Annotated in this window: 13 protein-coding genes; 3 read left to right on the top strand and 10 right to left on the bottom strand. The window is 31.8% G+C overall.

Annotated features, from left to right (window positions below; all coding sequences use genetic code 11):
* Positions 1-124: 124 nt before the first annotated feature.
* Both BW964_RS04020 and BW964_RS04015 read left to right on the top strand, forming a co-directional pair.
* Positions 125-1,096, top strand: a complete 972-nt coding sequence (locus BW964_RS04020; protein WP_228431923.1) for an IS1595 family transposase — start codon at positions 125-127, stop codon at positions 1,094-1,096.
* A gap of 73 nt (positions 1,097-1,169) precedes the next feature.
* Positions 1,170-1,673: a hypothetical protein gene (locus tag BW964_RS04015; RefSeq protein WP_104669413.1), complete on the top strand. Its 504-nt coding sequence runs from the start codon at positions 1,170-1,172 to the stop codon at positions 1,671-1,673.
* Positions 1,674-1,697: 24 nt separating this feature from the next.
* On the opposite strand, the gene BW964_RS04010 is transcribed toward BW964_RS04015, so the two are convergent.
* The 6 genes from BW964_RS04010 to BW964_RS22455 form a co-directional block, all read right to left on the bottom strand.
* Positions 1,698-2,609, bottom strand: a complete 912-nt coding sequence (locus tag BW964_RS04010; RefSeq protein ID WP_076504899.1) for a hypothetical protein — start codon at positions 2,607-2,609, stop codon at positions 1,698-1,700.
* A 572-nt stretch (positions 2,610-3,181) separates the two neighbouring features.
* Entirely contained in the window at positions 3,182-3,550 is a 369-nt protein-coding gene (locus BW964_RS04005; protein WP_076504897.1) for a hypothetical protein, read from the bottom strand.
* A gap of 121 nt (positions 3,551-3,671) precedes the next feature.
* Positions 3,672-4,136: a hypothetical protein gene (locus BW964_RS04000; protein WP_076504896.1), complete on the bottom strand. Its 465-nt coding sequence runs from the start codon at positions 4,134-4,136 to the stop codon at positions 3,672-3,674.
* A 56-nt stretch (positions 4,137-4,192) separates the two neighbouring features.
* Positions 4,193-4,552 (bottom strand): STAS-like domain-containing protein, encoded by a 360-nt coding sequence (locus tag BW964_RS03995; protein ID WP_076504894.1) that lies wholly within the window; start codon positions 4,550-4,552, stop codon positions 4,193-4,195.
* 2 nt (positions 4,553-4,554) lie between these two features.
* Positions 4,555-5,619: an STAS domain-containing protein gene (locus BW964_RS03990; RefSeq protein WP_076504892.1), complete on the bottom strand. Its 1,065-nt coding sequence runs from the start codon at positions 5,617-5,619 to the stop codon at positions 4,555-4,557.
* A gap of 260 nt (positions 5,620-5,879) precedes the next feature.
* Complete coding sequence (locus BW964_RS22455; protein WP_165789218.1) at positions 5,880-6,053, bottom strand: hypothetical protein; 174 nt, start codon at positions 6,051-6,053, stop codon at positions 5,880-5,882.
* Between the two features lie 129 nt (positions 6,054-6,182).
* Here BW964_RS22455 and BW964_RS03985 point away from each other — a divergent pair, with 129 nt between their 5' ends.
* Positions 6,183-6,425: a hypothetical protein gene (locus tag BW964_RS03985; protein ID WP_076504890.1), complete on the top strand. Its 243-nt coding sequence runs from the start codon at positions 6,183-6,185 to the stop codon at positions 6,423-6,425.
* A 387-nt stretch (positions 6,426-6,812) separates the two neighbouring features.
* On the opposite strand, the gene BW964_RS03980 is transcribed toward BW964_RS03985, so the two are convergent.
* From BW964_RS03980 to BW964_RS03965, 4 genes are all read right to left on the bottom strand, one after another.
* Positions 6,813-8,204 carry an MFS transporter gene (locus BW964_RS03980; protein ID WP_076504889.1) on the bottom strand — a complete coding sequence of 464 codons (1,392 nt, stop codon included), beginning with the start codon at positions 8,202-8,204 and terminating at the stop codon, positions 6,813-6,815.
* A gap of 2 nt (positions 8,205-8,206) precedes the next feature.
* The gene (locus tag BW964_RS03975; RefSeq protein WP_076504887.1) at positions 8,207-8,851 is read right to left on the bottom strand and encodes a hypothetical protein; all 645 of its coding nucleotides are present in this window, start codon (positions 8,849-8,851) and stop codon (positions 8,207-8,209) included.
* A 70-nt stretch (positions 8,852-8,921) separates the two neighbouring features.
* Positions 8,922-10,043: a glycoside hydrolase 100 family protein gene (locus BW964_RS03970; RefSeq protein WP_084175587.1), complete on the bottom strand. Its 1,122-nt coding sequence runs from the start codon at positions 10,041-10,043 to the stop codon at positions 8,922-8,924.
* 96 nt (positions 10,044-10,139) lie between these two features.
* A complete protein-coding gene (locus tag BW964_RS03965) occupies positions 10,140-12,557 on the bottom strand; it encodes a TonB-dependent receptor domain-containing protein (RefSeq protein ID WP_084175586.1) in 2,418 nt (805 codons plus the stop codon).
* Between the last annotated feature and the right edge of the window lie 136 nt (positions 12,558-12,693).

Here is a 12,693-nt window from a genome sequence, read left to right as displayed (position 1 = left end):
ACTAAATAATAACACATAATTAACTGACAATCAAACTAAAAACAAGATAAAAATCATAAAAATTTGTTCATCAGCATTGTTCAGCCTCGATCTTTTTTATTAATTTTATATATAACTAATAAATATGAGATATCAAGGCATAACAAAAATTTTTCATCTTGGAATTTCTTCAGATAATTCTTCTATAACCAATATGATGGAGTCATTGAATACAGAACAAAAATGCAGAGAATATCTTGAAGAATTGCTTTGGAATGGTGACCCAATATGTATTAATTGTAACAGTGAACGAGAAGATCATTACAAATTAAAAAAGGACGGTGAATTCAATGGTATTTATAAATGTAAAGATTGTAGAAGAAATTTCAATGTGAAAATTGGAACTATGTTTGAAAACTCTGCAATCTCACTTAGAAAATGGTTTTACGCAATCTATATTTTTACATCACACAAAAAAGGTATTAGTAGTCATCAACTTGCAAGAGATATTGGTGTAACTCAAAAAACTGCGTGGTTTATGCTTTCAAGAATAAGGCATTCTTTAAGTTCTGAAAAAATAAATAAATTTGATGGAGTTACACAGGTGGACGAAACATTCGTAGGAGGAAAAAATCATAAAAAATCATGGCAAAAAAGAGTAGAAAATACTCAGGGAAGAAGTACTAAAACAAAAGCTGTTGTATTTGGTTTACTTAATAATGGAAAAGTATCCACAGAAATCGTTCCTAACACAAAAGGGAAAACTCTTACAACGATTATTAAAAACATGGTCAAAAGAGGTTCTATTGTGGTTAGTGATGGTTGGAAAGGTTATTCACAAGTACACAAACATTACGAACATAAAAGTATACCTCATACTAAAGGTCAATATGTTAAAGACAATTATCATACTAATAGTATTGAAGGATTTTGGAGTTTACTTAAACGAGGAATTCTCGGTATTTATCATTCAGTAAGCCCAAAACATTTACAACTTTACTGTGATGAATTTTCCTTTAGATATAATACTAAAGATTTTGATGAAGGTAACCGATTTAATTTTGCTTTATACTGTGCATTTGAGGAACGACTTACTTATGAGGAGCTGATTGCTTAATAACATTCACTTTTTGATTTACTAGATTAATTACAAATATTGATTGTTAAATTAAACAATTAAAATTAACATTATGTCTAATTTTTTATTGTTTTGTAAGTTAACAAGAGTATTGTTAAAATTTAGATTTCTTACGTATAAATTTCGTCTGTTAAAATTTTTGGGTAAATTTAGCTCATATTTTAAGCAAATGTACTTTAATTATATAAATGAAAAAAAACTATTAGATGCGTTTAATTTAATTCTTAATAGCTATCTTAAAGAATCAGATATTTATAAGAATTGTAAAATAAATTGTTTTGATATAGTTGAAAAAACTATAGTAACAAAATCATTAACTATACAATATGATGTAAAATTAGAAAATAATGATTTTTACATTCTAATGATTTGTAAAAAGTCTGGATTTAATTTTAAATTTACACTCCATTCAATGAATAAAGATTATTCAAAAATTATATTGGGTGAAAATGATTTATTTTTAATTTTCGGTTTTATTAAATATTTGAATGAAATTAATCAAATCCCATTATTGAAATACTTCATGTCTTTTGATGAGTTTTTTGAAATAAAATAATCCGGTATTGCCGGATTATTTTACCTATATTCCTAAAACTCCTGTAGAAGCACTTAGATAATCGATAAATTCAGATGAATATTTGTGGTAATTTTCTGTTGCATTCTGCAATTCTAATAATCCCCATAATTTATCAGTTAAATCAACTTCTTTTTTATTTAGAAGATTAGCTGATTTTGTTAAAGTTGTCCATGACGAAATATCCGCCTTAGACATTCTATTTCTTTGTACTCTATATAATCTTGCATAGTGATCAAATTTAGGAATGGTTGCAATGATTTGTTTTCTTATAGCTTCTCGTTGTTCAAACCAACCATCAATTTTTTTCAAATATTCTTTGTCTTTTTGTAAAACGTCAACCGTTGATAGGTTACATAAAATTCGATAATATTTAGTTTTTACATATATGACACCATCTATTTGAGAAGTTTTATATCCCATTGATTGCATAAACCCATCTATCATTTTCAGTTCAGATGCATCTTTTTGAATTTTTTCTTTTTCTTCATTCATACTTTTAAGAAGACTAGAATACATCAAGTATAGCTTTTTAGTATTTTCATTTTCTACTAGTAGTACATGACTTTCAGAAAGTTCATAATATCGCATAACTTCTTCACATAGTTCATACTTAAGAAAATGCCCTGTAACATCTTTGTCATGAAAACCCATTTTGTCTGAAATGACAATAAATGAACCTTTTAATTCATCCGATGAAATAGGTATTTGTTCATCAATCGAAATCATGTAGGCTTTTCTTGTTTCAGAATTATCAGTTATTTGCTTATACTCAACTGGAAATAATGTCTGATAATAAAACTTTTTTAATGTTTGGTCATCAAAAGAAAATTTAGTTTGTCCTGATACGGAGAAGTTTGTGAGCATCAAAATAGAACATGATGCTACTGTTTTGAATGTAGATAATTCAAATTTCATTGTGTGGTAGTTTTGGTTAATAAATGCTTAAAAAATAAAGCGTGGACATTGTACCACGTTAACCAAGGGCTACCACACCCTTAAAAGCAATGATACAAGCCACGCCAAAATGGCGTACCTTATATACATTATTTGCTTTTAAAGATGAAGTTCGAAAACTTCGTTGTGGTAGTTTAGGTTAGCAATAATGCAATTAGCACGATTTATTTTACATTCCTTACAGAATGATTTTATTTTTAATAATACAAATATATAAAAAAGATTTAAGGCTGAAAAACGCAAAACCCTCTATTTTAGAGGGTTTTGCGTTTTAATAATTGATGAGATTGTTTAATTATTCAAATTTAACAATATGCGAAATCTCATTAAATCACTTTTTTCTATACACTATAAGCAATTTTATAATAAATACTGTTTTTCATTAATAAATATAATGAATTGGCGATGTAAAAAGATGAAAAATGATAAGGATTACTTGTCAAAAATAAAAATAGTTAGTATTAATAAAAGCAAAATTATTTATAGCATTCCTGTAAAAAATGTACCATCATTTGAAACAGTTATTAAATTAATTAATGGAAACTTGATTTAATTTTTTCATATTCTTTAAGACCAAAATAATTAATTGTTTCTTTACTTGAATATTTGCCATTAACTAATATTTTATATTTTTTATTCTTTTTATTAGAGAAATTAATTAGAAAATTAGTTTCGTGATTAGGCTTAATTATTACATTTTCAGTTTGTTGCAATTCAGTTTTACTAAATATAAATGGCAAAAATTTGTTGCAAACTTTTACTTCTAACGTTTCAACATAAAAATCAATATTAAGCCCATTTTTAATATCAATTATTAATCTGTTAGGTTGATAAGCAATGCTTTTATTTGGATTTATCAAATCCCTCACTAATTCATAATTAGCAATAATAGTTATATTCATGAAGTTTATAGTTTTTTCAAAAATATTACTATTAAATGAATAAACAAAAATATGATGAAAATAGCTAAGGTGAAAAATGTAAAACCCTCTATTTTAGAGGGTTTTACATTTTCAATCTTAATTACTTATGTAATGAGAAGATTATATCACCATTAGTTTTAATTAATAATGAATAGAATATTTCCATTTGACTCTTAGATGGATTATTAAATTTGACTTTACCAGTTGTTTGAGTCGTATTATATTCATTACAACTTGTTACAAACATTTGTAGTTGTCTATTAATTGGTTGTAATTTTTGTGATATTTTAAAGCGTTCTCGATTTTGATAATCGATAGAAGCAAATCTAATAGTAAACATTTTAAATTTACTTGTAATATCTCTTTTATTATAGTTTCCTTTGAATAATTCTTCAATAAAATTTTTATAATCTAAAAAAATATCATCAAGTAGTTTTACATGGTAAGTTTTTAAATTTGTATTTTTAAGAAATTTATTTTGTAATCTATCAGCTATATATATGGGCACACCAATACCAGAAAAAAGTGCTAATATTGCTATAATATCACTAAATGTAAATTCCATCGAAAAAATGAAGTTTAAATGCGTATGATTAATCAAAAAATTTATAAAATATTGAATCATACTTCTTTACGTGGTAATCCTTTTTCCTTTTTTTGTTTCCATATAGAAATTATATCTTCCATAATTAAATCTATCCAATCAGGCTCTTGATTAGAAATAATTTGTAGTCTTAATTTTATAATATCAAGGCTAAAATCATAAACTAAATTTCCAAAAGCTTCATCTAAAAATGAAGAGGCGTAACCTGCTGTATCATCTAAATCTACAACAAGTTGTTTATTTTCATCAATAGCTTTCTCGAAATTAGGTTTTACATACTTATAGTAAAATTCTTCTCCAGAAAATGAATCATGCTCTATATATCTGGCATCTGGGTATTCTGTAAAATCTTTAACTCTTACAATTATTTTATCCATTATTAAAAATTTTCTGCTTCTAACTCTAAATAATAAAAGGTTCCTGTAAAATCGTCATCCAAAATTATATACTTATCTGTAGTTAAATCTAAATAGACATTATTTGTAATACAAATAAGATTTTTGATTTGATTTTTTATATTTTTATCTTTTATCGTTGGTAATCCTCTGTTTCTATTAATTTGACTTTTAAATCTAGAATTATAAATTTTGTCAAAAACTTTTTGTAATAATATTCCATTATTAAAAACATCTGGGGTCTTTAATTTTGCAAAATCTGAGATAAATTCTTTAACTCTAGTTGATCTCTTTAAATTTAATTGTTGTATAATTCCTAATCCATTATCAGTAAAAGTAACAAAAACTTTTTTACTTTTCTCATCAAAATTTATACCTAAAACCCAATGCTTCTTATTATCATTGTAAGCATGCTCAAAAGCATTAGCATTCATTTCCATAAGAATAGTATACAAAGGTTGATAATGATTTTCCACACCTAACAACAATTTTCTAATCTGTTTTATGTTTGTACCAATCAATTGACCTCTACCTTTCGTATTACAATCAGCTATAATCAAAGTATTTTTATTATTTTTCTTATGAGATTGTAAGGTATTATTAATATGAGGTGAAACATTTGACATATTACCAAAAAAACCGCTTTTAATAATAAAATCTAAAACATCTTCGTCCAAAGGTTGCGTTCCTGAAACTCTTATTTTATGATTTCGTAGTTCTTTAACAGAAGATAACATCAATGATATCGCTCCAATGTCAATATTTATTATATTTGTTAAATCAATAATAACCCTATGAATTTTAACATTTTTAGCCAAAGATTTTAATTCAGCTATAGTTTTAATAACTTCAACAGGATTATCTATTAACCTGAAATCTGCACAAGGTTCAATAATTTTAGAATATTTTTCTCTATATCTGGTTTCGTTATAGAATTCTTTGAAATTATTAAATGGAAAAAATTTCCGAATTCTAATATAATTTCGGATATAGTGCTGCCATTTAGACAATCTCCTATTTTTCTTGTATTTTTTATTATCGAGTTTCAAGGTATAGCAAAGTTTGCAAAGATAACTTTTACTATGAGATTGTACAATTTATTTATTCTTCATTTTATATTATTTACAACTATTGCAAATATATTCGTGGTCAACGACAAAACTCGACGTATTAAAAATATTTACGATAATAAAACTAACATCAATTTATCTATAAGCTATTGGATCTAAGCAAAATATAATTGTAAAAAGTGTTATCAATAAACAGAAATATGATAAAAAAACCACAGAACGATAAAAACTTTATCTTTTTAATCAGTCTTTTCATCATTTGGCTGACCTTTGATAATATTTTCATTGTTCTCATTAGTCTTGTTAATGTCAGCGTTGTCTTGATCTTTGTTATTTTGTTCAGTATTTTCTTGAACCAGGATAGTAGTTGAATTTTCTAAATTTTCTGTGATGAATTCTTTTAGTGATTTCATAATAAATTGAATTTTAGAATATGTATTTAACTCTTGTAATTGCTAGCATTTTTGAAAATAGTTAATGATAGATAATAAGAGATTTAAAATTTCAATAAAAGAATTAACTTTGATAAAAAATTATACATTATGAGAATAAAAATACAAAATTCGACATCCAAGCATATTTTATCATTTGATGATGAAAAAGAATTTAAAAATTTCCAATTGATGATCACAGCAGCATTATTAGATAAAGAAAATACTCATACTGTTGTTTTTAATAAAGATGAAAAGATTAAAATTTTCCCAAGCTTATTACTAAAAAATAGCATCATTGAATTTATAGGAGTCGATGATAATGATGATATACCAGAAGCTGAATGGAATTAATGATTAAAATTCTATATTAATATTAATAGAATAAACAAAAGAAAAACAGCATCATTTTGATGCTGTTTTTCTTTTCTATTGTTGTTTAATTATTTGGTATAAACTAGTATATTATTATCTAATATTTTTAAGAAAAGAAATTTCCCCGGAAATTTCTTTTCTTTCTATATTTTTAAAGATAGTAATAACAATGAAGACAATTTATGTTGCTGCTTTCGCTGTTACACTTTTGCGGGCACAGAATTCATCGCTCTGTTTTTAAATAGTTCCTTAGGACTATAAAATATTTTGGAGGATAGGAATTATATACCCCAAAGGCAAAATAGCATACTAACATTGAATTAAATAATTCTAAACTATTTACCTGTGAAGTATATAATTACCCAGCTATTTTTTCATCTTTATGTAGGTTACGGATATAGCTGCCAATAAGAATAGTATCCCTGCTGTAAGAATAGCATAAGAAGGATTGTTATGAAGAATGTTTTTATAGATAAAACCAAACGAAATGGTCTGTATAAGCATTGGAACTACAATCATCATATTGATGACGCCCATATAAACCCCTCTTTTCTCCGAAGGGATAGAAGGCGAAACCATAGAATAGGGAAGTCCCATCATAGAGGCCCATCCTATTCCAAATAAGACCATCGGTAATAATATTAAAATTTCACTTTGGATAAAGGGAAGGATCAATAATGATAATCCGGTGGCAAAAAGGCAAAAAGCATATACTTTTTTTGAAGAAAATTTTACAGCAAAAGGAATGAGAATAAGGGCTGAGATCATTGTAATGAAATTATAAAAGCCATTCATCAGACCCGTTTGTCCCACGGCTGTTTCTGCCAGATGGACAATGTTTTTCGCCCACGACAAATCGCTGTTGAGAATCGCTGATCCATTTTTTGAGAGCTCCAGAATACGACCCGCTTTTTCTTCATCATGTTCTGAAACGCCATAAAGCGTCTGCTTGATCATTGGCGTTACAAACTGCCAGTAGCAAAATAGCGCATACCATTGAAATAGATAAACCAAAGCCAGCTGCCAAAGTATTCTGGGCATATTCATAATGGCTTTAACAATATCAATGAATGGAGTGAACAGGGTGCTTTTTTCCCGCTCAGCTTTCAGTAGGGCAAGTTCTTCATCTGTAGGCGGAATTTCAGGTGTTTTATACACCGACCATACCACGGAAGCGATAGAACAGAAAGATCCAAGAAAGAAGGAATAATAAACCCATTTCGGAATTCCTCCCGATTCAGAAGTGCCTCCCAAATACTTCTGAAAAACGAACAAAGATAAATTGGCCAGGGTAATACCTGCTCCTACAAAAAGGCTTTGCATCTGAAAACCATAGGTCTGCTGTTCCTCAGGAAGTTTGTCCCCGATAAAAGCTCTGTACGGTTCCATCGCCGTATTGTTGGCAGCATCTAAAATCCACAGAAGTCCTACGGCCATCCATATGGTAGAGCTGAAAGGAAAAATAAACAGTGCCAGACTGCAAAATACGGCTCCCAGCAAAAAGAACGGTTTTCTGCGTCCCCATTTCGGACTCCATGTCTTATCACTGATAGCCCCGATCAAAGGCTGGATAAGCAATCCCGTAACAGGTCCGGCCAGATTAAGAATAGGTAACTGTTCGGCGTGTGCTCCCAGAAAAGAATACAGCGGATTTACAGCCGTCTGCTGCAGGCCGAAGCTATACTGAATGCCGAAAAAACCGACATTCATATTCCAAATCTGCCAAAAACTAAGTTTAGGAATTATTCTTTTTGTCATGGTTACGGCATTGTAATTTGATAGTTTTTATCAAGGATTAAGTTGGCCTTATCCTTCAATCTGCTGATGATCTGATGTTCAATATCGAGCACTTTTTCTATGAAATCGCTTTGTTCGTCGCGGTTTCTTTTCATTCTGTTTTCATGGGTGTCTTTATAATTACGGTCAATAAAAATACTAAAGTCAAAATCATCAATATCCAGTATATACGTTCCTTCAATGATCAATATCTCAATATCATCAGTCTTTATGGTTTCTTTAGAAATAGAATTAGCATGATAATCAACCAAAGGCTTTTCAATACTAATTTTTCCGGCTTTAAACTGCCTGAGATTTTCCTGGATACGGTGTAGCTGAACCTCGTGGGTTCCTACATTGTCTAAACTCTTCTGGCGATTTTTGTGATTGTTTTTTGGAGGGAGGGTAAAGTAATCATCCATCTGAAGAACCCTACTGCGGACTCCATTGTGTTCCATTACTTTCTGCAGGGCAAAAGCCGTGACAGATTTTCCACTTCCGCTCTCACCACAAATCCCAACAGCCCATTTATGACCACCATGCAAAGTAAGCTTTTGTTCTATGATCTTATAAATATTTTCCGCTGTGTGCAAATGCTTTTCCTGCAGTTCTATAACATCTCCAATCATCTTTATTTTCTTTTGGTCATTAATTTAATTCTCTATGATATTCTGATAACAGTAGGGGTGATAAAGTATTTTAAACGGTCATCAATAAGTATCCTGATGCTGAAAAACATAATTTGTCCGTTCCTAAAGGAAGTAATTCATCCGTAGAGTAATACTCTTTAAAACTCGTCCCTTTTTCTTCAAGAAGCTGTTCATACTGTTTTAAAATTTTAAGGGGAATTTCATCGAATCCTCTCTTTTTTAAACCCAGACACAGCCAGCCAAGATAAATGGGCCACGATCCCCCATTATGGAAATGGTAGGGTTCATTTTTAAATTGATAGCTGTAATTGTTTTCCAATAATTTCCAGTCGGCATCTTCAGGAAAAATGACAGGATAAAAAACAGGAAGCATCCAGTGCTTGAACTCCGAATTTAATTGTTCCAGGAAATGAATAAAAGCATCCATATCAAGCTCAAAACCAAGGAGAACCGCGAGGGCATTTCCAGCAAGATCGAAACGTTCATCGTATCCGTTGGCATTAAGAGAAGCCCAGAAATAGGGCTTTTCTGATGCCTTTTGATAAGCATTTTCATGATATTTTGTTTCATGAGAGCTGTTTTTCCGGAAATTGTTTTCAATGAGTTTCTTTGTTGCTTCAGCCTGCATGGCCAGATCAGAGTCATCATACACTTTTGCGGCATTCTTCAGTGCCCAGTATCGAAGGACATTATCATAAAGAACATATCCGGAAGTGACGTATTCATCTGCCCAGTTCCCCCCCAGTGGGCTGTACAAAAGTCCTCTTTGGTTAAATTCCCAGGTTTTGAGACATGAAAGAGCATCGTAAATTTTATGCTTTATTGTGTTTTTTAGAAGGTCATTTTTACAATACTCAATATATTCACAAGCCGCAATAATCCACCAGATCGTAGCATCTGTTCTTCCTACAAGCTTTCCATAACTCGCTTTTTCACCGTAAACATTGGACGGAATCTGTCCGTTTTCTGCCTGATGTTTTGCCAGGGTCAGGATAGATTTCTCTAAACCGTCAATGATGGTTGGGTTTTGAGTTAATAAGCCTGTGATTCCGGTCATCATGGAATCTCTCGACCAGACTCTCGCATAATTGTCCCGCTTTTCAGATGAGGCTAGAATCCCTTGTTCAGAGATCGACTGGTATATAACTTCTAAGGCTTGTTGTTTCAACATATTATTTTGGTAATAGGAGGTTCTCCATTCATTTTTATGAAAGATCAGATTCTCATGAATAAGTATGATCTTTTAAACCCATATGAAATTACGTATTTAAAAATCGAATTTTACACTTGCCGAAAAAGTTCTTCCCGGTAAAGTTCTTGCTCTGATAATCCCGTTAGTCCCTACGATTGAACCTTCTTCAGCTTCTGTAATAGCCAGTGCATTAAAAATATTATTGGCATTTACATTCAGTGTCAGATTTTTCAACAGTCTGTAAGCAATGTATGGATTCACCAAAGCATAGCCCGGCATCACCAGCTTGTTAACATCCTGAGTGTATGCTTTTGTGGATCCTACTACAAAGAAACCTAAACTCAGTTTGTCAATAGTCACATTCGGGTTGATAGAATACATGAATTTGGGCGTTCTTCGAGGTGTATTTCCTACGATGGTTTGATCAATAGCATCTTTAATTTCAGCATGGGTATAGGTTAGGCCGGCTTTGATATCGAAGTATTGATTGATTTTATAAAATCCGTCAAATTCTACTCCCATTGATTGGTATTTGTTTTCAGTTCTTCTCTGGGTAGTGGCTTCGTAGTTGGCCTCAATGGTTTTCGCATAGAAAAGAGTGGTATTCAGGAAATAATTCGCTGATCTTAATTTGTATCCACCTTCAATTTGGTTAACCTTGTTTACTTTTACAGCATCCAGTGCCGGATCATCATTGTTGGTATAGTTATATCCTGCAAATAAAATCCTGTCTGCAGATGCACTTCCTCCCTGGCTAACTCTTGCGAAAAATGCGTTATGAGAGTTGATCGTATAGTTGGCTCCGAAAGAGTACCCAAAAATTCCGTATCGGTAATTTACTGGTACAGTTCCGTCTACTACAGCTACCGACTGTTCAGGAGTTTCAATCGTTCCGTTTTGATTGACATCTATAGTACGCATGGTATTTTGTGTACCCGCAAAACTTCCGGACACTTTTCCGAAATCATATCTTGCCCCTAAATCCAGGCTAAGATTTTTAACCACATTTATTTCTACCTGAGCATGAGGAGCAATAACTGAATATTTAGTATCATAATTTCTGTTCACACCACCCCAATCCGGCACTCCATAATGAAGCAGTCCGTTATCTGTAATTTTGATTCCTGTAGGATTGATGACATCCACCAATCTTGCGTTGCTATCAGAAACTTCCATAAGATAGGTGTTCCAGTTCCAGGAAAGATTGATGTTCTGACTGCTGTTATAGAGTCCTGCATTCAGTTTTACTTTATCCCATTTTTTAGAGATATTAAGGTCACTGAAAAAATTGTTGAGGTTATTCAATTGGGTATTGAACAGTACCGTTTTCATATATTTTGCATTGCTGTCTACTGCGGTATTGGTTCCTGCATATACTGCACTTCCATATCCGGCAATAGATTCCAGAATCTCTGCTTTACTTCCTACTGACGCTGGAAATGGAGCTAAAAACTGTCCGTCATTGGCGGCATATCGGGCTTTTTCTTCAAGTTTCCATCCGGAACCCAGATCATAATTAAACTCCAGACCAACCGTTTTAGATACGGAGTGCATTCCATCTCGGATATCACTTTTCAGAATCTGGCCGTTTCCGCCGATAGTAAGATCATTTCTGAAATTTGAAGATTGTAGCGCCCCGGTCAATATGTTATAACTGCTCAGAGAAGAGTAGTCTGGATTCGAATCCGAACCGGAAACAGCAATTGGCATTGGCATATACGCTGCAGTACGGTCATCCAGGTATTTCCCATAAATTCTGATGCTTCCTTTCTCGAATTTTTTGAGTAAAGAAAGTCGGAACTGACCTCCGTTGTTGGATATGTAACCTGTTTTTCTTGGCCCGTCTCCACCTCTGTAGAATCCACCGACACCTATGAAATAATTATTTCCAAGAGGAGTTCCATAATCAACATCAGTTCTGAAGTTTTTATAATTAAGACCTACCTGCTGGGTGATACTTCCGCCTTGTTTTTCTCCGGTTTTGGTAATGAAGTTGATAATCCCTGCCGGTGAGTTGGATGCAAAAACAGAGGCTGAACCTCCTCTTAATGCTTCGATTCTCGAAACAAAAGAATCAAATCTGGTAAACTGATCCTGTGTACCGAAAGCAATATCACCAAATTGCATCACCGGAAGCCCGTCTTCCTGGATCAGTAAGTATCTTGATCCCCCTGCAGATACAGGAACTCCTCTTACAGTAATATTGGAATTTCCCTCTCCACCTGAAGACTCAGCACGTATACCCGGAATGGTTCTGAAAATTTCAGCGGTAGTTCTTGGTGCGGCATTAATAATATCTGCAGGCTTTAACGTAGAAATAGACGTACTCGTTTTAATGGAAGCTTTTGGATTAGAGTTACCTGTAATCACTACTTCATCAATCATCTTGTCTTTGACAGAAGTAGAATCTGTTGGGGTGCTTTGAGAGAACATAAAGGCTGCGATATTCATTGTTCCGAAAATGAGCAGTTTTTTTATCACATTTGCTTCCATAATTTTTTGAGTTTTTGTTTATGGGCTAAAAGTATTTTTTTTACCGTATCAAAAAGTGATTTTAGGAGGCATGTTAACAGATTGTAAATGGCAAACGATTGTGCAAACGGTTGCGGTTGATAAGTTATTTTAATTT

The organism is Chryseobacterium shigense (assembly GCF_900156575.1).
GTDB classification, from domain to species: Bacteria; Bacteroidota; Bacteroidia; order Flavobacteriales; family Weeksellaceae; genus Chryseobacterium; species Chryseobacterium shigense.
This window is presented reverse-complemented; position numbering and strand designations above follow the sequence as displayed.